Genomic DNA, 23,715 nt, shown 5'->3' with positions numbered 1-23,715 from the left:
AAAGAATCACATAAAGAGATACAAGCGAATAGCCGGAATAGCTTCTAAAAAAAACTATTTTGTAGTGTCGCTTTCTATAAGGCCATCTCTTAAACGGATAATTCTATTGGCGTAAGCAGCAATTTCCTCTTCGTGAGTTACTAAAATCACTGTATTTCCATTGGCATGAATGTCGCCAAAAAGCTTCATTATCTCAACGGATGTTTTACTGTCTAGATTTCCTGTAGGCTCATCAGCAAGGATAATGGACGGTTTGTTGACCAATGCACGGGCAATTGCCACACGTTGCCGTTGTCCACCTGAAAGTTGGTTGGGTTGATGATCCATTCTGTCAGCAAGATTTACCTGTTCTAATACTTCGGTAGCTCGGGCATTTCTCTCGGATTTAGAAAATCCTGCATAAATCATAGGTAAGGCTACATTATCTAAGGCGGTTGTTCTGGGCAAAAGGTTGAAAGTCTGGAAAACGAAACCAATTTCTTTATTACGAATTTCAGCTAATTCATCATCTTTCATCTGGCTGACATCTTTTCCGTTAAGAATATAACTCCCTGAAGTAGGCGTGTCCAAACAACCTAGTAAATTCATTAGAGTTGATTTTCCAGATCCGGATGGTCCCATTAATGCAACATATTCCCCTTTATTTATTTGTAAATCAATGCCTTTTAGTACATAAACGATTTCGTTTCCGAGTATAAAGTCTCGTTTGATATTGGTTATTTTTATTAACGGGTTTGCCATTGGTATTTTAGATTTTCACCCTTGAGCATCGCTTAGGGAACTATTAGATTAGATTTTAAAAGTACAAAAGACTTTTGAATTATTAATAAGTAGTTGTTTTTTTAAAATTGTTACATTTTTAGAATCAATTTAAAAGAGTAAAGTGATTTGTAGAATTTGAAGAATTGTGTTTTTTACTTCAAATACTATTTTAATACGCATAATTACTTTTTGAGGTTTTATATTATTTTAGTCATAATTTGTATAATTCACATTATTTTATTTTTTATTTCACAATTAATTTGATTTATTTCATAATTTTTGGTTTTTTATTAAAAATGTTGCAGTGCTGATTACATTTGTATGTGTAATATTTAATAAAATCAAGTAATTATGGAAAATACAAAGTTGTTGTTAGGATTAGCGGTAATCGCTTTAGGATTTACATCTTGTAAGGATGAAAAAGCAGAACAAGCAGAAAAAACAGTTGATACCTATGTAATGTATGTAGATTCATTAGGTAATGTAGAAGCTAAGGATGCTAAAGAAAATTGGCAAGGTATTGAAGCGACATATCAAATAAGAAATGGAGAAGCACAAGCAGCTTTGACAAATATGAAAGATAATGCAAAAATGCAGGAACGTCTTGATGCGGCCAATGCAAAATACGAAGCCTTGAAAGCTAAAGTTGAAGCTGAAAAAACAGCTGAACAAAAAGTTATAGTGGTTGCAAATCCAAAACAGCAACTAAGAAATGCTCTGTTTGGTGAAGGAAAAATAGGGGATGATATGAATTTTAACTGGGTAAATGCAGCTAACATTCATAGAGTTTACCAACAATTTGTGCATGCTGTGGAGGACAATAAAGATAAATACTCTCGTGAAGACTGGGATGAAGTTAAATTAATGTATGAAGCATTGGACAGTAGAAAAAATACTGTTGAAAAAGAAGGACTTTCGTCTGAAGATAACAGAAAAATTGCTGGTTTAAAATTGAAATTTGCACCAATGTATACATTGAATAGAATGGGAGCAAAATCAGGAGAAATGAAAAGAGCAAAAGAATAAGAAATTACTAATTCAATGGAAAGATGACAGTCAGTAATGGCTGTCTTTTTTTTTATACAATCCTAAAGGGTGTAATTTAATGGGTAATGTCGCGAACGGTCAATTAGGTCACTATTTTATAAATTTCTGTAATATCTTTTAATATTTCATCAAAGTTTATTTTTAGGTCAACTAGTGTGCCGGTATGAATGTCAAAAATCCATCCATAAACTTTTAAATTACGTTCGCTGTTTGCTTTTTGAACTTCGGCTGTTTTGATGATATTGATACATTGTTCCTGTACATTCAATTCCACGAGTCTTTTGTACTTTTCTCCTTCATTTGTTATGGAGTTCAGTTCTTTCCTGTGAATTCGGTATACATCGCGAATGTTTCTTAACCAAGGATTTAAAATACCCAAATCAGATTGTTGCATTGCCGCATGAACACCGCCACAAACATAATGTCCACAAACAACAATATGATTTACTTTTAGATGTACTACGGCATAATTAATAACTGACATGGAGTTCAGGTCAGTATTAGGAACCATATTGGCAATGTTTCGGTGCACAAAAACCTGTCCAGGTTGTAAACCCATTAGTTCTTCGGCAGAAACACGACTATCAGAACAACCGATATAAAGGAATTCCGGAGATTGTCCTTCTGATAGTTTTTCAAAATAATTTTCGTCAGCTTGAAGTTGTTTGGCAATCCAGTTGCGATTATTTTCAAAAATTTGTTTGATGTCCATGTGGTGATATTTTAAATGTACAAAATCTAAATTCGAATTACAAAATGTTCTTTCGGTTGTTCTCTTCTAAAAAAAACCAATCCCCATTGAAACGTATCAATAGTAACAGTCACTTTGGGATGTTTTTGGATGATTTTCCAAACTTGTTCCATTTCTACCGACCAATGAATGTCATCGAAAATCCAAACAGTTTCATTGGTAATCGTTGGCAACAAAAGCTCGAAATAGTCCAATGTTGCTTTTTTGGAGTGATTGCCGTCGAAGTAAATGAGTCGAAAGTTTAAAGTCGAAAGTCGAAAGTCACTCAAATAACTGGTGAATTCAGAAACTTCACTAGTTACATTCTTGAAATTGAATTTTTGAAATTGTTCTTGAGCAATTTTTGCCGTTTCAGGACAACCTTCGAGTGTAGTTATTTTGGATTTTAAATTGCCTAAAGAAAGTGCAGAAGTCGCTAATCCTAATGAAGTGCCAATTTCTAAAATAAAATGCTTTGCTTGTTCACTATGGCTTGAATCAGGTTGCAAATAATTCGTGATTCTAAATAATAATTCGGCTCGTTTTGGAGAAATTCCAGCAGTTTTTGCAATCTTGGAAATTACTCTTGTATTCGATTTGAAAACTTTCGAACCGGCACCAAAATCAGTTACTTCAATCGTATTGTTGTTTTTTAAAAGCGATTTTCTGTAATTCTTTAGAACAACATATTCGGGTTTTGACTTGTTATCATAAAAACATTTTGTCAATAAAGTAAACACAAATGGTGAATGTACCGCATGCTCATTTTTTGAGTGCCAAAGGAATTGTAAGTACGATTTTATTTGGAATAACATAGAAACATTTGCAAAGTAAGCGCGAAGATACTAAGATAATAGTCGAAAGTCAAACGTCTTAAAGCAGAAAGTGACAAAATCAAAAGCAAAGACTTTACGACTTTCGACTTTGAAACTTTACGACTTTAAAAGTCTATCTTTGCGCCCTTGGAATTTGCAGAAGAATAATATCCATTTTTTACAATGATGATTGAACAAATAGAAAATATAAGTGCCATAAGCTCGGAAGAAATTGACCGATGCATCGCTATTTTGGCACAATTGAATACCGATACCGACCAAATATTTGATATTCCAAAAGAACAACGAACGGCTTTAATTAAAGCGGCAGGAATGTTTTCCAGACCAGATCGTGACGAACTTTCCAGAAGAAAAAAAGACGGGAAAGTGGCGGCCAAACGTAAAATGGAAAAGAGGGACCGAACCGCCCGTAAGGAAACCGGAATCCGTCACGCCCGTGAAGCGAGTATTTTTGTGGCGCCAAAACTATTGGCTTCGCATGATCTCGCCCACAAAGAGCAATTAGAACTGGAAACTCCTAGAAATTGTTATGTATGTAAAACCGAGTTTACTAAAATGCACCACTTTTATGATACGATGTGTACGGATTGTGGGGATTTTAATTACGCGAAACGTTTTCAAACCGCAGATGTAAAGGGACAAGTTGCCGTTATTACAGGTTCGCGCTTAAAAATTGGGTATCACATTACGTTGATGCTCTTGCGCGGAGGTGCGACTGTTATTGCAACGACTCGTTTTCCGGTGGATTCAGCATTGCGATTTTCTAAAGAACCCGATTTTATGGATTGGGGACATCGTTTAAAAATTCACGGATTGGATTTACGACACATTCCGAGTGTGGAGATTTTTTGCAATTTCATAGAGCAAAAATATGAACGATTGGATATTCTAATTAATAATGCAGCACAAACCGTAAGACGTCCTGCCGGATTCTATACCCATTTAATAGAAAACGAGGAGCGTTCAATTGCTTCTTTACCACAGCAAGCACAGGAATTATTATTGGATCATACTAATTGTTTGGATGAATTAAAAGTATTGACATCAGGAGCTTCCTCCAATCAAAATATGCCGGTGACTTGGCATGGGCCAGAACCAGGAATTGGTTTACGTGCTTCCGCCAAATTATCTCAGATTCCATATTCTTTTGATAATGCATTGGTCGCAAATGAAGTTTTCCCTGAAGGAGAACTTGATGCCGATTTACAGCAAGTGGATTTAAGAAAAACCAACAGCTGGCGCTTGCGATTGGGACAAATAGAAACCACCGAAATGATTGAAGTGCAGTTGGTGAATTCAGTGGCACCTTTTGTATTGTGCAACCGCCTTTCCGAAGTGATGAAGAAAGAAAACACGGGGCAAAAGCATATCATTAATGTGTCGGCAATGGAAGGGAAGTTTCATCGTTTTTTCAAAGAAGACCGTCATCCGCATACCAATATGGCCAAAGCCGCTTTGAATATGCTAACGCACACTTCCTCAGGAACTTTGGCTAAAGATGGGATTTTTATGAATGCGGTTGATACCGGTTGGGTTACTGACGAAGATCCCGCAGAATTAGCCAAAAGAAAACAGGAAGAAGAAGATTTTCAACCTCCATTGGATATTGTAGATGGTGCTGCCCGGGTTATGGATCCGTTGTTTGACGGAATTAATACTGGAAAACACTGGTGTGGAAAGTTCTTGAAAGATTATAATCCGATTCCCTGGTAGGAATTATTTATTTATAAAATTAAAAACCACAACCGAATTAGATTTTGTTGTGGTTTTTTGTTGGCCTGTTTTACTGTTACGGAATATAAATCTGTATAACCTCATAATTTATGAAATTTTTAGAGTTTTATATGGGGTTTGAAACTATTTTATTAATTAGTTTTGTTGTAAATTAATAATTTAAGGGCTGTTATTGTGCAGTTTTCTTTTTATTAGTATCTTTAATAAAGAATTTAGCAAAATATTAGTAGAGACATTATTTTATTTAATCACATTTTAATTTTAAATACTATGGTAATAGAGTATCAAGGGCAGCAAAACGGAATTCCGACAAAATTTACTATAAAAATCATCGGAAATAATATATCGAAAACAAGTTCGAATTACCAAATTGATTTATTGGTAGGGGACAAGCAATTACCAACTTTTAGGACATTCATCCATAAGAGCTTGGCTAATTGTTTAAAAGAAGTTTACTTGTTCCGTAAACACAACGGTATCAAGTTTGATGCTGCTACAGAAAAAGTTGCGCCTAAAGTAACCCTTTACAATTCAAATTTATACAACTATCATAAAAAGACCTTGTTTATGGCATAAACCATTTATACGAGTTTATAAAATGAAAACCACAACAGAATTTGATTTTGTTGTGGTTTATTATTTTGTTGCTCATGTTGTTCAGCTTAACCAAGAACTATTATAAACTTCGAAGAGCGGAGCCGTCTACTCGATTGTGCGTAGTTTGTTTATGTATTGCTTGTTCAATTTCTAGTTTTATTACCTCAAATTCATATTTTTCATTAACGTAAATTAATATACAATTATTTTCTAAACATATTTTGCGTTTATTCTCATCTCTTTCTTTAGTTTTTTCAAAAGCCTCAATACCACCAAAAAAATCGATTGGTTCATAATGTTGTGAGCCTTGATATTCAATTGCAATATTTAGTTCTGGGAAATAAATATCAATATGTTGTCTTCCTAACCATTTTGGTTTTCCATGATGAATAACATATATTTCTTTAAAATGTTCTGTTATTTTGTAAAATAATTCTGTTTCGCTTATCCAACCTTCGCCAATTTTTGGCATACCAATTTTCTCTCTATAAATATCTTCTGCCTTTTTAATTATAAATCGAAATTGGTTTAATATTGCTTTTTCAACAACGTGTTTTAATCCTGAATTTTCAAATCCGATTTTTTCTTGATTATCATCTATTTCTTTGTAATAATTATACTCTCTTTCAGATAAATAATATTTTGAATAATATTCTGAATTATAATTAGTTGAGTTTGTTAGTTTGAATAACTGTTTGTCATCAAAAAACATGTCGAAAAACATTGAATTATTCTCTTTTTCGTAAGTTTCTAAATACTCAATTATATGTGTTTTTATATCTTCAATATTATTTTGTCCGAATAATGTCAAATGACTAAATCCTGCTAATTTTGAAATAATATCTCCGTTTAAAGTTCTCCTTTTTAATTTGTTTTGATATTCCCAAACTGTTTTAACCGATAGATACTCACGTTTATTTATAAACGCCCAAGCACTTTCGAAATCTTCATTTTTTTCAAACACTTGAATAATAGAAAGCGAAATGTAATTCCCAGTTTTTGGATAATATTTTTCAATTTTTGAAAACTGATTTTGAAGTTTATTTATTTGTCTATGATTATAATATTGTGATAATAAATCATAATAAAGGACGAAAGAATAATTATCATTTCCCTCTAGATCTATGAATTTATCATTTTCAAAACTTTTCTTGAAATATGAATAAAAACTTTTTTGTTCTTGATTAGCATTTGTAATTTCTTCAGGCGAATATATATATTGGTGTTTCCAATATGGAACATTTAGTTCTGATTTTGATAAACCTAGGTTTTCTTTTTCAATTATTTCAGTTCTATTTTTTTTGTCATTCCAAAATTGAATTTTTCCAATAACTTCAATATTACTCAAATCTATTGAATCTTTTAAATGCTTTGGTAAAAATAAATCTCCTCCAACATATCTAAGTTTTCCTAAATTTTTAATTTTAGTATCTCTTAAACTTAATTTTCCACCAACATAAGACAAATTACCTAAATCGTTAATGTTTGAATATCTCATTAATGCATCTCCGCCAATTTTTTCTAGATTATTTAATGATTTTAATGGTGAAGCAATCGAATGAAAACTTGTCCAAAAATCGCCTTTAACTTCTACTAATTCTCCTAGATTTTCAATTGAAGAATCACATATTCCAAGAAATCCATTAATAGTTTTTATTCCTTCGAGTTTTCTTAAATGTTCTCCGCGAATAATAATGTTTTCCTCAATTAAATTTGAAGAAATATAATTTTCTAAATCTGAAGAAATAAATATGTCAATTGGTTCTTTCGTCATTTTGGTCAAATTACGCACAACATTTGGCAACTTGGCGATTTGCCGGATTAAGGAAGCCTTAATTTTCGGTTAAACACTGATTTTTCAAGTACAAAATCAGCTTTAAATTAAGCCTAAACTCGCCATTACCAAATTGCGATTAGTGGCAGTTTATCTTGCTAAACACTTTAAATATTCTTTTAACTGAAAAGCATTTGAATTTTTTAATTTTCTTTCGTAAATATATAATGAATAATCAGTTATAGTTTTATTTGTGAATTCAACAATGTCTTCTTTTTCTAATTTTAAGAAGCAACTGTAGGTGTAACCTTTTAAGCGACTTTCAATTTTGTAATCAATTTTAGCGTCAGGTTTTGTTAAAACTGTTCCGTCAGAAAATAATATTTTAAGACCTTTTTGATTAATATTTAATGTTGTTCCGTATGATTGTAATGTTAAATAGATTCTTGTTTCTCCATTTTCTTCTACTTTGGTTATTGAATATTCATATTCTGTTGGGGTATTTGTCGTTAATTTCGATGAAAATTTATCTTTTTCAGAAATTAATCTTGTGCAAAGAAAATTATCAGGTGGAGTAAAACCACCAACTACATTTAATAAAAATAAATCAGAATATTTTGGGTCGTATGAATAATATACTTTTTCTAACTCTTTATTTTCAAGAATAAGCACAATATCATTTTTGTATGTTATCGGATGTTTCATAGAACCAATAACTGAAAATGTTATTCCCATAAGTTTTTCAGGGTCATTTCCTGTACCTTTTTTGAATAATATTTTTGTCATTTCGGCATTTTTGTAAAATCCAGAATAATAAGAAATTCCTTCTTTTACCGTAACAGATTTACCGATTAATAAATCAGCATCTTTCCCAACGAAAAATTGTTCTTGTCCAAATACTGTGAATGTAATAAGAAATAAAAATAAAGATGTAATTTTTTTCATTTTGTTTGTTTTAATTTTTTTTTTTTTATGCTTAAAGTGCCACTAACGTTTGGCAGTTAGTGGCAGTTTATAAAACTGTTGACGATTTAACTTTTATACTTTTTGCTTTGTAATTTTCTGGAGTTTCAGTTGTAGAAAATGCTACAGGAATATTGAATTTTATGCGATTCTGATTTTGACTTGTGCTTTGGTCTGTAATTCCGCCTCCAATATTTAAAAATCCAGCGACTTTCAATTCCGCTTTTCCATTTCCATTCTGCTGTTCTTCAACACCTACCAAAATATCAAATTCTAAGTTTTGAATGTAACGCCATCCATCACTTCTCAAAAGTTTTTCACCACTTTTGCCGATCTCAACTTTTTCAGGATTTACAATTACGCCATAATCTTTTAATTCCTCCTGACTCTCAATAATTGCTATACTAATTGATGAAATTGTATTCTTTATAAAATCTTTTAAGTCCTTAAAATATAATTTTTTAGATGAATTGCGTGATTGTTTATTTTTTAAATTAAATGCTCCGGCAAAATTGCCACTAACTTATATATAAGTTTGATAAAAGGCATACATTATCTTTTCTCAAAAATATATAAAATAAACTACAAAACACCAATCTGACTTTTGATTAATTCTAATTTTTCTTACGAATTTAGAATTAGTTTATTACAAAAAACAAACCCACAACAAAATCAAAATTCTGTTGTGGGTGTAAACTCAATAGTATTGATGTTCGGTACTGAAAACTGAGACTGAACACTGAATACTAATTTTATCCTTCTATCTTAGCACTTAGCTCAAACCAGCGTTCTTCTTTCTCTTCAATTTTATTGATGATGTTTTTCAATTCGTTAGCTTTCTTTTCAATATCAGCTTCGGCAATTTTTCCATCTGAGAACAGTTGCTCAATAGTTGTTTTCTGAATCTCTAAATCTTTTATTTCTCGTTCCGTTTTCTGGAATTCTTTTTGCTCGTTGAATGTCAGGTTTCCAGTTGGATTGTTTTGTTTCCAGTCTTTCTTTTCGGCTTTGTTTTCCTCTTTTTGAGCCACATCTGTGCTGTCTTCATAGGCTCTGAAATCAGAATAATTTCCAGGAAAATCCTCGACCACACCATCACCTCTAAAAATGAACAAGTGATCCACGATTTTATCCATGAAATATCGGTCGTGAGAAACCACTAAAAGACAACCCGGATAATCCAAAAGGAAGCTTTCTAAAACATTAAGCGTCACGATATCCAAATCATTCGTAGGTTCATCCAGAATCAGGAAGTTTGGATTCTGAATCAAAACCGTACACAAGTACAAACGTTTCAATTCTCCACCACTCAATCGATCGACAAAATCATATTGTTTTTTAGCATCAAACAAGAAACGCTCTAACAATTGTGAAGCCGAAATCAATTTCCCTTTCATCAACGGAATAAATTCTCCGTATTCTTTAATTACATCAATCACACGCTGACCCGGTTTTGGGTTGATTCCGCTTTGCGTATAGTAACCCACTTTTATTGTTTCGCCAATCACTACTTTTCCGCCATCAAGTGGTAAAGTTCCTGTCAATAGATTCAAGAAAGTCGATTTTCCGGTTCCATTTTTACCAATAATTCCAATGCGTTCACCACGTTGAAAATCAAAACTGAAATTATCCATGATCACATGATCCTTGAATTTTTTGGAAATTTTGTGAAGCTCAATAATCTTGCTTCCCATACGTTCCATGTTAATTTCAAGCTCTACTTTATTTTCACGACGACGGCTTTGTGCTTTTTCTTTAATTTCATAAAAATCATCCTGACGCGATTTCGATTTTGTCGTTCTCGCTTTCGGCTGACGACGCATCCATTCCAGTTCTTTTACAAAAAGATTCTGCGCTTTATCCACGCTAGAATTCTCAGATGCGATGCGTTCTTCCTTTTTCTCTAAATAATAGGAGTAATTTCCTTTGTATTGGTATAATTTTCCGTTGTCTAATTCAATGATTTCATTACAAACACGCTCCAGGAAGAAACGGTCGTGAGTAACCATAAACAAGGTAATATTTTCTTTGGCAAAATAGCTTTCCAGCCATTCAATCATCTCTAAATCCAAGTGATTCGTAGGTTCATCCAGAATCAATAAATCAGGACGATTAATCAAAATGATAGCTAATGACAAACGTTTTTTCTGTCCACCCGAAAGATTTTTTACTTTCAGTTTGAAATTTTCCAACTTCAGTTTGAACAAAATTTGCTTGTACTGTGTCTCAAAATCCCACGCATTGTGCTGATCCATTCCGTCAAAAGCTTTTTGGTACGCTTCTTCATCTTCAGGATTTTCTAACGCTTTTTCATACGCTTCAATCACTTTCAACGTCTCATTATCCGAGGCGAAAATACTTTCTTCAATAGTCAATTCGTCCTGCAAATTATTATTTTGCGATAGGAAAGCCATTTTTATGCCTTTTCTCAAAACAACTTTCCCTGTATCCGATTCTTCCAAACCGTTAATGATACTCATAATAGTTGTTTTTCCAGAGCCGTTTTTGGCTATGAATGCAATTTTTTGATCTTTATTAATTCCAAACGAGATGTCTTTAAACAATGTACGTTCACCAAAAGATTTCGAGATGTTTTCTACGGATAAGTAATTCACTTTGTAGGGTATGAGTTATAAATTAGAAGCTATGAGTTCGTTGCGAAACATAACTTTTTTGCAAAAGTAATTCATTTATACCAAGTTTCAAGTTTTTGAGGTTCAAGTAATCTGAAAACTGAAAACTTTGGGTTAATTTTAGGACCGAATAATCTGTTTTGATTTAGACATATTGTTCCCGCTGTCATTCCAATCTTTTTGTTCTTAAAGAAAGAACAAAAAGGATTTTCCCTTCCATCGGGGCTAAGGAGAAGCATGTTTTTGTATTTTTTAAACTTTGAATCTTTGTGACTTTGCATCTTAAAATATATCTTTGAAAAATGCAACTATCCGTCATTATTCTCAATTATAACGTTCGCTACTTTCTGGAGCTCTGTGTGTTAAGTGTTCAAAATGCATTGAAAACCATTGACGCCGAAATTATTGTAATCGATAATAATTCCAAAGATGATAGTTGCGAAATGATGGAGCGGCGTTTTTCAAACGTTAAACTCATTAAAAACAAAGAAAATGTAGGTTTCCCAAAAGGCAATAATATTGGTGTAGCCCAAGCGCAAGGGGAATACATTTGCATTCTCAATCCAGATACCGTTGTTGCCGAAGATACGTTTGTTAAAATCTTAAATTTTGTCACTTCGAGTGCAGTCGAGAAGAATAATTTAGGAATCCTAGGCTGTAAATTGATCGATGGAACAGGGAAGTTCCTGCCGGAAAGTAAACGTGGCATTCCTACACCTTGGGTTGCTTTTACAAAAATTATGGGTTTGTATCAGTTGTTTCCTAAGTCAGAAACATTCGGAAAATATTACGCATCACATTTAAACGAAAACCAAACAGGAAAAGTAGATATACTTGTAGGAGCATTTATGTTCATGAAAAGAGATTTGTATCTTGAAGTGGGAGGTTTTGATGAAGATTGTTTCATGTATTCAGATGATATTGACTTGTCTTATATGGTTTTACAAAAAGGTAAGTCCAATTATTATTTCCATGAAACTACAGTAATTCATTATAAAGGAGAAAGTACAATTAAGGATGGAACCTACATGAAACGCTTTCAGCAAGCGATGGATTTCTTCTATAAAAAGCATTTTAAAGTTTCTGAATTTTTTACTGTTTTTATGAGGATGGGAATTGTCTTTTTTTCTTTTGTAAAAATGTTGCAAGGAAAGCCCTCTCGAAACCCAGCAGTAAAAAACCATTCAAAATCATTCTTATTGTATTCATCAAATGACAAATTGGGGAGTAAATTAGAGTTGATTTTGCAAAAAAAAGTTGCATTTCATGATTTGAAAACAGAAAAAATGGTAATTTCGTCATTGGTAAGAAATAAGGCTGGAACCGAAATTATTTTGGATAATGAATTCGTTCCTTTCAAGGAATGTATCGCAATTCTCGAATCTTCAAGGAATAAAGGATTTACTTTTAAAATCATACCAAAAAACGCTAATTTTTTAATTGGAAGTAATAATAGTAACGAAAGAGGTGAGATTATAAAAATAGAGTAAAAATTACATTAAATGTAATTTATGTTTAAAATATTTAGTAATTTCGCAAACTGAAAATCAAAATTACCTTTTAGGTTAACAATATGGCAAGATTTGAATTAAAGCTTCCGAAAATGGGAGAAAGCGTTGCAGAAGCGACCATTACAAATTGGTTGAAACAAGTTGGTGACAAAATTGAAGCCGATGAAGCGGTACTTGAAATAGCTACTGATAAAGTCGATAGTGAAGTGCCAAGTGAAGTTTCAGGTGTTTTAGTGGAACAATTGTTTGGTAAAGATGATTTGGTTCAAGTAGGACAAACCATCGCTATTATTGAGACCGATGGAGCAACTGTTTCAGAAGCTGTAGCAGAAATTTCAGCTCCAGTTGCTGTTGAGGTAATTGAAAAAACTTTGGAGGCAGTCAAAGAAAGTGTTGCAGCTCCAGTAGATTTCTCAAATTCTGAAAAATTCTTATCCCCATTGGTTAAAAATATAGCCAAAGAAGAAGGGGTTTCTATAGCTGAATTAGAATTAATTTCTGGTACAGGTAAAGAAGGAAGAGTTACTAAAAACGATATTTTAGAATACGTAAAAAATAGAACTAGCCAGCCAGTAGTATCTACTCCGGTTGCTGTAGTTCAAAAAACAGTTCCAGTTCCAGTTGCTCAAAAGGCAGCTCCGGTATCTGTAAGTGGTGGAGATGAAATCATAGAAATGGACAGAATGCGTAAGCTGATTGCTGGATATATGACAGCTTCAGTACAAACATCTGCTCACGTACAATCGTTCATCGAAGTCGACGTGACGAATATTGTAAAATGGAGAGAAAAAAATAAAATTGCTTTCGAAAAAAGAGAAGGAGAAAAGTTGACTTATACTCCAATTTTCATGGAAGCAGTTGCAAAAGCACTGAAAGATTTCCCAGGAATGAATATTTCTGTAGATGGTGATTTTATCATCAAGAAGAAAAATATCAATCTTGGAATGGCGGCTTCATTACCTAACGGAAACTTAATTGTTCCGGTTATTAAAAATGCAGATCAATTGAATTTAGTTGGAATGGCAAAAGCAGTAAACGATTTAGGAGGTCGTGCAAAAGCAGGAAAACTAAAACCGGACGATACGCAAGGAGGAACCTATACCGTTACGAATGTGGGAACTTTTGGAAGTGTTTTTGGTACGCCAATTATTAATCAGCCGCAAGTTGGAATTTTAGCTCTTGGAGCAATTCGTAAAATGCCGGCAGTAATCGAAACTCCTGAAGGAGATTTTATCGGGATTCGTCAAAAAATGTTTCTGTCTCACAGTTATGATCATAGAGTTGTAGATGGTGCATTGGGAGGAAGTTTTGTAAAACGAGTAGCTGAATACTTAGAAGCTTTTGATATCGACAGAGATTTCTAAACACACATAAATGCAATTTAAACCCGATTAGTTTTTTTGAAAATTAATCGGGTTTTGTTTTTGGATTATTTTTGGGAACTTTAAACAAAATCAAACCCAAATTTCTATATTTGTAGTCACACAAAATTTAAAAATGGAACTTAAACTCAATAAACCAATTTGCTTTTTCGATCTTGAAACCACAGGAATTGACATAGGAAAAGATAGGATTGTAGAAATCTCAATATTCAAAGTTTTTCCGAACGGAAATAAAGAAAGTAAAACTTGGTTAGTGAATCCAACCATTCCAATTCCACCTCAAACAACCGCTGTTCACGGAATTACCGATGAAAAAGTAGCTAATGAACCTACTTTTAATGAATTAGCGACGCAAGTTTATAATATGATTAAAGACAGCGATTTGGCTGGATTTAATTCTGATCGATTTGATATTCCATTGTTAGCCGAAGAAATGTTGAGAGCCGGAGTGGATTTTGATATGAAAGGCAGGGTTTCTGTAGATGTGCAAACCGTTTTTCATAAAATGGAAGAACGTACATTAGGTGCTGCGCACAAATTTTATTGTGGAAAAACACTCGAAAATGCACATTCTGCTGAAGCGGATACTATGGCCACTTACGAAATATTAAAAGCGCAATTAGACCGTTATCCTGAATTGGAAAACGATATGAAATCATTATCGGAATTTACCACAAGAAAGAAAATTGCTGATTTTGCCGGAATGATTGCTTTTGATAAAGATAATCAAGAGATTTTTACTTTTGGAAAACACAAAGGAGTGAAAGTCGATAAAATTCTGGAAACTGAGCCGGGTTATTTTAGTTGGATACAAAATGCGGATTTTCCTTTGTATACCAAGAAAGTTTTAACGGCAATTAAACTTCGAAAACTGAATACGAAAAATTAAACTGAATATTTTAAGTGAATTTGTGCGTGGTAAACAGTGAATGGTTACTTTTTCGCTCATATTTCACAACTCACGATTCACTCAAAAGAAAATGAAAATAATCTGCATCGGTAGAAATTATACCAATCACATAGAGGAGTTGCATAACGAAAGACCTACTGAGCCAGTGGTTTTTATGAAGCCGGATTCGGCTGTTTTATTAAAACAACATCCATTTGTAATTCCTGAATTTTCGGAAGACATTCATCACGAAATTGAAATTATTGTCAAAATAAATAAGGTAGGTAAATATATCGAGCCTAAGTTTGCTCATAAATATTATGACGAAATTAGTGTGGGAATCGATTTTACTGCACGCGACTTGCAAGATAAGTTAAAAGCGAAAGGTTTGCCTTGGGAAAAAGCCAAAGCGTTTGATGGTTCTGCTGTTATAGGAGAATTTTTGCCAAAAAATCAATTTAGTTCATTAGAAAATATTACTTTTGAATTAACCAACAACAATAAAACGGTTCAAATTGGTAATTCCAGTAATATGTTGTGGAAAATTGACGAACTTATTTCTTATGTTTCTCAGTATTTCACGTTAAAAATTGGTGATATTATTTTTACGGGGACTCCTGAAGGAGTTGCAGCAGTAAAGCCGGATGACGTTTTGGAAGGATTTTTAGAAGGACAACAACTATTTAGAATACAGGTAAAATAATGGCTATAAACTACAACCTTTCAAAAGTGTACGCACTTTCAGACAACGATCCGGAATTTGTGAATGAAATTTTGACTTTGTTTGTTACTGAAGTTCCAGAAGATTTATTGCAAATCAAAGAAGGAATAAAAAAGAAAGACCATAAGCACGCTTATTCCTATGCGCACAAAATAAAGCCAACACTTGATTTAATGGGATTAAATGTAGCTTTCGAGGAAATTCTTCAAATTGAAGCCTGGACTAAAGGTGAAGGTAAAAAGAAAGATATCAAAGAAACTTTCAAGAGCGTTAAAAATCAAGTCAATGATGCGATCAAAGAAATAAAAAAGGACTTTGATTTGTAAAATTTGGGTGTGACCTGCTAAAAGGTAGGTTGGGTTATCCGTTGAAAACTAAGTTCACTGAATTCTTTAAAAATATTATGTAAAAATTTTCCCGAAGAAAAACCGGGATTTTTTTACTGTTATCTCTCAAGTAAAAAAGGAATGTAATAAATTTATACATTCCTTTTTTAGATTAAAATCTCACAAAAAAACTTCACTTAAAAAAAATGAAAGCAACAATAATTACTATAGGTGACGAAATTTTAATAGGCCAAATTGTCGATACGAATTCGGGATTTATTGCTAAATCGTTAGATAAAATTGGAGTTGAAATCAACGAAATGATTTCTATAAGCGATGATAAAAAACATATTTTAGATACGTTTGCTAAGCTTCAAAATACAGTAGATTTGGTCGTTATTACCGGCGGTTTAGGCCCGACAAAAGATGATGTTACTAAGAAAACATTTTGCGATTATTTTGAAGATAAATTAGTGGTAGATCAAAAGGTGCTTGCTCATGTTACGCAACTTATTGAAGGTTTTTATAAACGAACTATTACCCAGATTAATAAAGATCAGGCGCTTGTTCCGTCTAGATGTACGGTGCTTCATAATCAGGTAGGTACTGCGCCGGGCATGTGGATGAAAAAAGAAAATACAGTATTTATTTCGCTGCCTGGAGTTCCTTTTGAAATGAAATATTTAGTAGAGCATGAAATAATTCCAAAAGTAGTCCATGAATACAAACGGCCTTATATTATTCATAAAACAATTCTTACTTACGGTCAAGGAGAAAGTATGGTTGCTGAACGGATTGAAGAGTGGGAAAATAACCTTCCTAAATTTATAAAATTAGCTTATTTACCTGCACCGGGAAGAGTTCGTTTGCGTCTTTCGGCTCGTGGGACTGACAAAGAAAAATTAGAAGCCGCTATCGAGGAAAATGTGAAATCACTAGATGTTATAATTCATGATATTATTGTTGGTTTTGATGATGATGAGACTTTGGAGGTTGTTGTAGGGGAAATGCTTGCAAAACAAAATAAAACGGTGTCGACTGCTGAGAGCTGTACAGGAGGAAAAATTGCAGAGGTACTAACATCGGTTCCCGGAGCCTCAAATTATTTTAAAGGTAGTATAGTTTCTTATGCTACTGAAGTGAAAATAGACGTTTTAGGGATTTCAGAAAGTATTATAAATGAATATTCTGTTGTGAGTCGTGAAGTAGTTTCTGCTATGGCGTTGAGTGTTAAAAAGATGATGAAAACCGATTACGCAATTGCAACAACTGGAAATGCAGGACCTTCAAAAGGTGATTCTAATGCAGAAGTTGGCAGCGTTTTTATCGCATTGGCTACCCCGACTGAAGTAATTGTTGAAGAATTTAATTTTGGTCAACCCCGTGAAAAAGTGATAGATAGGGCAGTAATTAAAAGTTTAGAGCTGTTGCAGAAAGAAATTTTGAAAAATGTGCGATAAATTTGTTGCTTAATAGGTTTATTTTTCTTTTCTTTGCACCCTGATTTTGAATAACGATAAAAGATAAGTATAATGTCAAGAGTTTGTGACCTTACAGGTAAAAGAGCGATGGTAGGAAATAACGTTTCTCACGCTATGAATAAAACTAAGAGAAAATTTTCTGTAAACTTAGTAAAAAAGCGTTTTTATCTTCCAGAAGAAGATAGATGGATTACTCTTAGAGTAGCAGCATCTACGATAAAAACAATTAACAAAAATGGAATAGCTGCAGTTTTGAAAAAAGCGCAGTCAGAAGGATTTATTAAATAATCTTTTCCAAAATAAATAAATAGCAAGATGGCAAAGAAAGGTAATAGAATCCAGGTAATTTTAGAATGTACTGAACACAAAACATCAGGTGTTGCAGGGACTTCAAGATACATAACAACAAAGAACAAAAAAAATACTCCAGACAGATTAGAGATTAAAAAATTTAATCCAATCTTGAAACGTGTAACTGTTCACAAAGAAATTAAGTAATAATTAGAGATTTTAATAAAAATTTCAAATGATTACGTTTGGAGATTTTATTTAAATACAATAACAATTGAATCATGGCAAAGAAAACCGTAGCATCGTTACAAACATCTTCTAAGAGATTATCAAAAGCCATCAAAATGGTAAAATCTCCTAAAACAGGTGCATATACATTCGTAGAATCTATTATGGCTCCAGAAGCAGTTGATGAATTCTTGAAAAAGAAATAATTCACAAGCATATTATATAGAAAAGCTACTTTCATTCGGAAGTAGCTTTTTTATTTTCTATATTTACCAATTAGAAAAAGTATGGGGTTTTTAGGGCTCATGCATCATTTTTTTATACCACAAATACGATGAGTTTTTTTAAAAGAATATTTTCTTCAGAGAAAAAGGAAACATTAGACAAAGGTCTTGAAAAGTCAAAAACAAATTTCTTTTCAAAGCTAACTAAAGCCGTTGCCGGAAAGTCGAAAGTTGATGATGAAGTTTTAGATAATTTAGAGGAAATCCTTGTTGCCTCAGATGTGGGTGTAAATACCACATTGAAAATAATCACCCGAATAGAAAATCGTGTTGCTTCAGATAAATATCTAGGAATAGAGGAACTGAATGGAATTCTGCGAGAAGAAATTGCCGCTCTGTTATCTGAAACAAATGCAGGTGAAGCTACTGAATTTGTGATTCCAATTAAAACTAAGCCTTACGTTTTGATGGTGGTTGGCGTAAATGGTGTTGGTAAAACTACCACAATAGGTAAGTTAGCTTATCAGTTTAAAAAACAAGGTTACAAAGTTGTTCTTGGTGCTGCTGATACTTTTCGTGCTGCAGCTATTGATCAATTGCAAATATGGGCGGATAGAGTAGGTGTTCCTATTGTTCGTCAAGATATGGGAAGTGATCCTGCTTCAGTGGCTTTTGATACCTTACAATCAGCGGTAGCTCAAAATGCAGATATTGTAATTATTGATACTGCCGGACGTTTGCATAATAAAATTAATTTGATGAATGAATTAACCAAAGTAAAACGAGTAATGCAAAAAGTTGTTGGCGAAGCGCCACACGATGTATTATTAGTTTTGGATGGTTCTACTGGTCAAAATGCTTTTGAACAGGCTAAACAGTTCACTGCTGCTACAGAAGTAACGGCACTTGCTGTTACTAAACTGGACGGTACTGCTAAAGGTGGAGTGGTAATAGGAATCTCTGACCAATTTAAAATTCCTGTAAAATATATAGGTGTTGGAGAAGGAATCGAAGATTTGCAAGTTTTTAACAAGTATGAATTTGTTGACAGCTTTTTTAAATAAAATACGTTTATGAATTTTTCTTCTTTTAAAAATAGTAACCCTATTTATTTTTATTTTGTAAGTATTATTGCTTTTGTATTGGCGAATTTTATGCGTGATAAAAGTATTGGTTTCTATTATTTTTTGTTGGTAATTGGTTTGGTTTTCTTTGTTTTAGGTTTTATGAAACGATTAAAGACAAAATAGTTTACTGATATAAGGCATTGATTTTTTGCCATAAAACATCGTCAAAATCAGATAATGCCAAATTTACATTATCGGCTGCGTCACCCATTCTGATTACTACCATGTTCTTGCTTGGAATTACGTATATTTTTTGATCATTTTTCCCTAAAGCCATAAACATATCGTTTGGTGCGGACTTGATTATGCTTCCGGGTAATGTAAGTTGTGATTGCGGTAAATGATAACTGGCTTTTCCATTTATCCACCACAAATAGCCATATCCTAAATTAATATTTTGTGAAGTTGTAGTTGCTTCAGTAAAGTAGTTTTCATTCAAAATTATGGTATTGTCCCATTTTCCTTTATTGTACATTAATAAACCAAAACGTGCCATACTTCGCGTTGTACTTGCGTAAACAGAATTGTTTCCAGATTGAATCCATGTACCATCCATTCCTATTTTGTCTCTTAATTTGGTATTGAAATAAGTGTTCCAAGTTTTTCCGGAGGCTTGAGCGATAATATCTTGGAGTTTTACATAGACGTTATGATAAGCCCAACGCGTTCCTGCATCGGCTTTGTATTGCAGACTTGCCGGTGAGATATCATCGCCATTTGCAATATCTTCAATACCGGAAGTCATAGTGAGTAAGTTTTTGCAGGTAATTAGATTTTCTTTGGCCAATGTTTCGCTTGTCCAACCTATTCCAATGTATTGTGAAACTTTATTGTTGATGTTTAAAAGACTTTCTTGTTGTGCAATCCCTGTTAGAGTTGACGTTAAAGTTTTTCCGGCACTTGCCCAATACCAATTGCTGGTTGCTGAATGTCCGTTGAAATAATTTTCCATAACAATGCGGCCATTGACTAAAATCATGAAGCTTTTGGTATGTTTTAGTTCTAAATAATCTAGAAGTGCTTGAACAGCGGCTTGTTTCCAACTCAAACTTGCAATTGATTTTGTTTCCCAGGTTGTTCCTGTTAACGGTGGAAAATACAGAGATTCTGTTGGAGTAGGTATGGGAGCTGGGACAGTAGATTCTGAACTGCAACTCATGCATAAAAACGCGAAAAGCAGGCTGTAGATTTTTTTTGACATGTTTTGGCTGTTTTGTAGGGTAAGACCAAAAATATAGAAAATAGTTTAATGTGTTTTGAATTTTTTGTTTTTGTTTGAATTTATTAAGGTTAACTTTGTCCTTGAACTAGTGCTTCTTTTTAGCTCAAATGGTATAGCCCTGATGGAAGTGGCATCCTTTTTCTTGCGCTTCTGACGAAGGAAGAAGCTCAAGAAAAAGATATAACGGACAGCAGGAAATAGCTCCTAAAAAATAAATTAAATATGAAAAACACATTTAGCATTCTTTTTATAGCATTCTTTTTTGTGGCTTGTCAGCAAAAGATAAACCCTGCCGATGTTGCGAAATTAAATGGATATTGGGAAATCGAGAAGGTTTCTTTTGAGAAGGAAAAAGATAAGGATTATAGTATTAATGAAAGTTATGACTATTTTAAAATAGACAAAAATAATAAAGGAATTAGGAAGAAAGTGATGCCACAATTGGACGGGACTTTTTTAGTGAATGATGCTTATGAAAATGTCGCGGTGCGATTTGCAGATGACAAGACATATATTGATTATTCGACTCCTTTTACAAAATGGAGTGAGGAATTAATCACGTTAAAGGATGATGAATTAGTATTGCTGAATGCAGAGAAAAAGGAGTATCATTACAAGAAAACTGGACCAATAAATTTACTGGGCGATGGCAAAAAGGTTAAATAATCAGAGTACGATAGGGGATGTTTTGAAACAAATTATTCAAGTGAATAAACTACAACCAGGAATGGATCAGATTGACGTTAAAGATGCATGGAAAAATCTTATGGGCAATGGTGTGAATAGTTATACTAATAATGTGGTTTTGAAAGGTAGTACGTTGTATGTGGAGTTAACGTCGTCAGTATTAAGGGAAGAATTAAGTCATGGGAGGTCAAAAATCGTCGCCATGATTAATGAGGAACTGCGTCGGGATGTGGTTAAAGATGTTGTTTTGCGTTAGACTTCTTAGATTAGATTAGATATTTTCGATTGTTAGATATTAAGATTTTTAGAAAAACAACATTTTAAAAGAAAACAAAAATTAGATAAAAAATAAAACCCGCTTCATTGAAGCGGGTTTTATTTTTAAAGAATCTAAGAAGTCTAAAAATCTAAGATCTATAATTAAAATTGCTCTCTTCCAGCAAAATGGAAAGCACCTTCTATAGCTGCATTTTCATCGCTATCAGAACCGTGAACTGCATTTTCTCCAATAGAAGTTGCATATGCTTTACGGATAGTCCCTTCCGCAGCTTCGGCAGGATTTGTAGCACCAATTAAAGTTCTGAAATCTTCAACAGCGTTGTCTTTTTCTAAAATAGCAGCAACAATTGGTCCTCTTGACATGAATTCAACTAATTCACCGTAAAAAGGTCTTGCAGCGTGAACTTCATAAAATGTTTGAGCATCAGCAACAGTTAATTGTGTTAATTTCAAAGAAATGATTTTGAAACCTGCAGTAGTAATCATAGCAAGTATGTTCCCGATGTGTCCGTTAGCAACAGCGTCAGGTTTAATCATTGTAAAAGTTCTATTTGTAGCCATTTTTTCGTTTTTTAAATTTTGTGCAAAATTAGTATTTTTTTATTGATTTTTTTTACAAATTTGGTATTCAAACAACAATAATCTGGTTATAGTTCAATAGTTTCGAATCTATTGTTCAATGGCTTGAGTTTTTTGACTAGTGTTGGAATCAGATTTTCGCCATTTTCCAAATAGAATTCTGAGAAATTTGCTTGACGTTCTTGTAAACTTTGGTTAGGAAACAATTCGTTTTGTAAGTCAATAATACGTTGTAAAATATCGGTTAATTTTCTTTTTTGAGCCTTTAACAATCGTTTTTCAAGATTTTCTAATCCCTTATTTTGCTTTACTTCCTGTGCTTTTACTGCTCCAATGAAAGATTCATCCGTTTTATTTGCAACTTCATAAAGTACTTCAAATTGTGTTTTAAGTTGCTCTTTCAGATTGGTTAAATCGATTGGAAATTCCGATAATTGCTTCGTTTTATTATTAATTAAATCGGCTTGTTTTGAAAATAAATCAGTCCAAGTTAAATTCAGTTTGTCTGCTTTTTTAGCTTGTTTTTCGGTTGCTAATAACACTGAATTTCGAAGTAAGAGTATTGGAAAAGGGACTTTTGCAGCAGCAAAAAATGATTTCAGTTCCAGCCAATACGCAATTTCTCCGCCTCCGCCAATGTAACATAAATTGGGTAAAATTACTTCCTGATACAACGGACGCATAATCACATTAGGGCTGAATTTTTCTGGATGGTTTTCTAAAAGTGCCAGAATTTCAGCCTCCGAAAATTCAATTTTAGTATGGTTTACTTTGTATGTGTTATTTTCAAAAACGATGCGTTCGCGAAGTGTATCCTCGATATAAAATAAATTGATTTCTCGAGGGTTTACTTGAATGGTATACTCTTTTAGTTTTTCGGCAGTTTCAAGTACCAATGGATGTGAGGATTGGTGCAGTAATTCTTCTTTTACAAAAGGAATAAAGTTGCGTTTTAATTCTTGATTATCAGCATCCAAAATTACTAAGCCGTAAGTTCCAAACAATGCATTTGCCAAAAATCTTGTAGCATCGGCTAGATTATCATGTTTGATATAAGAATCCTCAAATAGTTTTTTTATGGTATTTGCATTCAAACTGGAACCAATTTCTAATGTAAATATTTCAAGAAATTCATCTAGACTTTCAGTGGATAATCGACCAACAGGCCCAGTACTTTCAGTATTCCATCTGAATTTTTTTCCTTTAAAATTGAAATAATTAATTTCTTCAAAGTCATGGTCTTCGGTTGCCATCCAATAAATGGGAACGAAGTTGTAGGTTGGATATTTTACTTTTAATTCGGTTGTTAAATTAATAGTCGAAATTATCTTATATAAAAAGTAAAGAGGACCGCTGAATAAATTTAATTGATGTCCTGTAGTGACTGTAAATGTATTTGTATTACTTAAAGCATCAATATTTTGTTTCGTTAAAACCGAAGCTTCAATATTCAAATATTGTTTTTGTAAAACGGAAACTAATGTTTTTCTGGATGTGTCATTAAAATTTGCATGCTTCTCCTGAATTTGCCCTTCAAAGTTTTCAAGCGTTGGAAATCTGTTATATAAGGATTGTAAGTTTGTTTTTTGAGCTAAATAATCATTCATCAAAGGAGAGAAATATCCGGAATTCTGATAGCTGATACAGTCGGTTGGCATAATAAAGTTTTATATGTTGCTAATTTACCAATAA

General features: G+C 33.1%; 25 protein-coding genes. 15 read left to right on the top strand and 10 right to left on the bottom strand.

Features of this window, described 5'->3' with window-relative positions; all coding sequences use genetic code 11:
• Positions 1–54 precede the first annotated feature (54 nt).
• Positions 55–741, bottom strand: a complete 687-nt coding sequence (locus T410_RS15990) for an ABC transporter ATP-binding protein (protein ID WP_035673700.1) — start codon at positions 739–741, stop codon at positions 55–57.
• 372 nt (positions 742–1,113) lie between these two features.
• On the opposite strand from T410_RS15990, the gene T410_RS15985 reads away from it, so the two are divergent.
• Positions 1,114–1,788, top strand: a complete 675-nt coding sequence (locus T410_RS15985) for a DUF6565 domain-containing protein (protein WP_035673697.1) — start codon at positions 1,114–1,116, stop codon at positions 1,786–1,788.
• Between the two features lie 103 nt (positions 1,789–1,891).
• On the opposite strand, the gene T410_RS15980 is transcribed toward T410_RS15985, so the two are convergent.
• Positions 1,892–2,521 carry a carbonic anhydrase gene (locus tag T410_RS15980; RefSeq protein ID WP_035673694.1) on the bottom strand — a complete coding sequence of 210 codons (630 nt, stop codon included), beginning with the start codon at positions 2,519–2,521 and terminating at the stop codon, positions 1,892–1,894.
• A gap of 26 nt (positions 2,522–2,547) precedes the next feature.
• A complete protein-coding gene (locus T410_RS15975) occupies positions 2,548–3,354 on the bottom strand; it encodes an O-methyltransferase (RefSeq protein WP_035673691.1) in 807 nt (268 codons plus the stop codon).
• 183 nt (positions 3,355–3,537) lie between these two features.
• Here T410_RS15975 and T410_RS15970 point away from each other — a divergent pair, with 183 nt between their 5' ends.
• Both T410_RS15970 and T410_RS15965 read left to right on the top strand, forming a co-directional pair.
• Entirely contained in the window at positions 3,538–5,088 is a 1,551-nt protein-coding gene (locus T410_RS15970; protein WP_035673688.1) for an SDR family NAD(P)-dependent oxidoreductase, read from the top strand.
• A gap of 291 nt (positions 5,089–5,379) precedes the next feature.
• Positions 5,380–5,685, top strand: a complete 306-nt coding sequence (locus T410_RS15965) for a hypothetical protein (RefSeq protein WP_035673686.1) — start codon at positions 5,380–5,382, stop codon at positions 5,683–5,685.
• Between the two features lie 100 nt (positions 5,686–5,785).
• Here T410_RS15965 and T410_RS15960 read toward each other — a convergent pair whose 3' ends face one another.
• The 4 genes from T410_RS15960 to T410_RS15945 form a co-directional block, all read right to left on the bottom strand.
• Positions 5,786–7,480 carry a hypothetical protein gene (locus T410_RS15960; RefSeq protein WP_051929468.1) on the bottom strand — a complete coding sequence of 565 codons (1,695 nt, stop codon included), beginning with the start codon at positions 7,478–7,480 and terminating at the stop codon, positions 5,786–5,788.
• Positions 7,481–7,630: 150 nt separating this feature from the next.
• On the bottom strand, positions 7,631–8,425 hold the full coding sequence (locus T410_RS15955; protein ID WP_035673683.1) for a hypothetical protein: 795 nt from the start codon (positions 8,423–8,425) through the stop codon (positions 7,631–7,633).
• Positions 8,426–8,492: 67 nt separating this feature from the next.
• Positions 8,493–8,753, bottom strand: coding sequence for a hypothetical protein (locus T410_RS15950; protein ID WP_035673680.1), 261 nt, complete (start codon positions 8,751–8,753; stop codon positions 8,493–8,495).
• Between the two features lie 442 nt (positions 8,754–9,195).
• Positions 9,196–11,058 (bottom strand): ABC-F family ATP-binding cassette domain-containing protein, encoded by a 1,863-nt coding sequence (locus T410_RS15945; RefSeq protein ID WP_035673678.1) that lies wholly within the window; start codon positions 11,056–11,058, stop codon positions 9,196–9,198.
• A 320-nt stretch (positions 11,059–11,378) separates the two neighbouring features.
• Here T410_RS15945 and T410_RS15935 point away from each other — a divergent pair, with 320 nt between their 5' ends.
• The 10 genes from T410_RS15935 (at position 11,379) to ftsY (ending at position 19,193) form a co-directional block, all read left to right on the top strand.
• Positions 11,379–12,566: a glycosyltransferase family 2 protein gene (locus tag T410_RS15935; RefSeq protein ID WP_035673672.1), complete on the top strand. Its 1,188-nt coding sequence runs from the start codon at positions 11,379–11,381 to the stop codon at positions 12,564–12,566.
• Positions 12,567–12,649: 83 nt separating this feature from the next.
• Positions 12,650–13,951: a dihydrolipoamide acetyltransferase family protein gene (locus T410_RS15930; RefSeq protein ID WP_035673669.1), complete on the top strand. Its 1,302-nt coding sequence runs from the start codon at positions 12,650–12,652 to the stop codon at positions 13,949–13,951.
• Positions 13,952–14,084: 133 nt separating this feature from the next.
• Positions 14,085–14,858 (top strand): 3'-5' exonuclease, encoded by a 774-nt coding sequence (locus tag T410_RS15925; RefSeq protein WP_035673667.1) that lies wholly within the window; start codon positions 14,085–14,087, stop codon positions 14,856–14,858.
• 91 nt (positions 14,859–14,949) lie between these two features.
• Positions 14,950–15,561 carry a fumarylacetoacetate hydrolase family protein gene (locus tag T410_RS15920; RefSeq protein WP_035673665.1) on the top strand — a complete coding sequence of 204 codons (612 nt, stop codon included), beginning with the start codon at positions 14,950–14,952 and terminating at the stop codon, positions 15,559–15,561.
• Positions 15,561–15,905 carry an Hpt domain-containing protein gene (locus tag T410_RS15915; protein WP_035673663.1) on the top strand — a complete coding sequence of 115 codons (345 nt, stop codon included), beginning with the start codon at positions 15,561–15,563 and terminating at the stop codon, positions 15,903–15,905. Before T410_RS15920 ends, T410_RS15915 begins: the two co-directional genes overlap by 1 nt.
• Before the next feature lie 206 nt (positions 15,906–16,111).
• Complete coding sequence (locus tag T410_RS15910) at positions 16,112–17,365, top strand: CinA family nicotinamide mononucleotide deamidase-related protein (protein ID WP_035673661.1); 1,254 nt, start codon at positions 16,112–16,114, stop codon at positions 17,363–17,365.
• A 72-nt stretch (positions 17,366–17,437) separates the two neighbouring features.
• Positions 17,438–17,674 (top strand): 50S ribosomal protein L28, encoded by a 237-nt coding sequence (gene rpmB / locus T410_RS15905; protein WP_024980263.1) that lies wholly within the window; start codon positions 17,438–17,440, stop codon positions 17,672–17,674.
• A gap of 27 nt (positions 17,675–17,701) precedes the next feature.
• Positions 17,702–17,884, top strand: coding sequence for a 50S ribosomal protein L33 (gene rpmG / locus T410_RS15900; RefSeq protein WP_017495179.1), 183 nt, complete (start codon positions 17,702–17,704; stop codon positions 17,882–17,884).
• A gap of 74 nt (positions 17,885–17,958) precedes the next feature.
• On the top strand, positions 17,959–18,111 hold the full coding sequence (locus T410_RS16835; RefSeq protein ID WP_073370281.1) for a DUF4295 domain-containing protein: 153 nt from the start codon (positions 17,959–17,961) through the stop codon (positions 18,109–18,111).
• 128 nt (positions 18,112–18,239) lie between these two features.
• Entirely contained in the window at positions 18,240–19,193 is a 954-nt protein-coding gene (gene ftsY, locus T410_RS15890; protein ID WP_035673656.1) for a signal recognition particle-docking protein FtsY, read from the top strand.
• A 187-nt stretch (positions 19,194–19,380) separates the two neighbouring features.
• On the opposite strand, the gene T410_RS15885 is transcribed toward ftsY, so the two are convergent.
• Entirely contained in the window at positions 19,381–20,457 is a 1,077-nt protein-coding gene (locus T410_RS15885) for a serine hydrolase (RefSeq protein WP_035673653.1), read from the bottom strand.
• A 243-nt stretch (positions 20,458–20,700) separates the two neighbouring features.
• On the opposite strand from T410_RS15885, the gene T410_RS15880 reads away from it, so the two are divergent.
• Both T410_RS15880 and T410_RS15875 read left to right on the top strand, forming a co-directional pair.
• Positions 20,701–21,144, top strand: coding sequence for a hypothetical protein (locus T410_RS15880; RefSeq protein ID WP_035673650.1), 444 nt, complete (start codon positions 20,701–20,703; stop codon positions 21,142–21,144).
• Positions 21,125–21,421 (top strand): DUF721 domain-containing protein, encoded by a 297-nt coding sequence (locus T410_RS15875; RefSeq protein ID WP_035673647.1) that lies wholly within the window; start codon positions 21,125–21,127, stop codon positions 21,419–21,421. The genes T410_RS15880 and T410_RS15875 overlap by 20 nt, the downstream gene beginning before the upstream one ends.
• Before the next feature lie 164 nt (positions 21,422–21,585).
• Here T410_RS15875 and T410_RS15870 read toward each other — a convergent pair whose 3' ends face one another.
• The gene (locus T410_RS15870) at positions 21,586–22,005 is read right to left on the bottom strand and encodes a nucleoside-diphosphate kinase (RefSeq protein WP_035673645.1); all 420 of its coding nucleotides are present in this window, start codon (positions 22,003–22,005) and stop codon (positions 21,586–21,588) included.
• Positions 22,006–22,091: 86 nt separating this feature from the next.
• Positions 22,092–23,681, bottom strand: a complete 1,590-nt coding sequence (bshC, locus tag T410_RS15865; RefSeq protein WP_035673643.1) for a bacillithiol biosynthesis cysteine-adding enzyme BshC — start codon at positions 23,679–23,681, stop codon at positions 22,092–22,094.
• Positions 23,682–23,715: the final 34 nt, after the last annotated feature.

It is taken from the genome of Flavobacterium sp. 83 (assembly GCF_000744835.1).
Classification (GTDB): domain Bacteria; phylum Bacteroidota; class Bacteroidia; order Flavobacteriales; family Flavobacteriaceae; genus Flavobacterium.
Note: the sequence above shows the minus strand (reverse complement) of the source record. Positions and strands in the feature narration are given on the sequence as shown.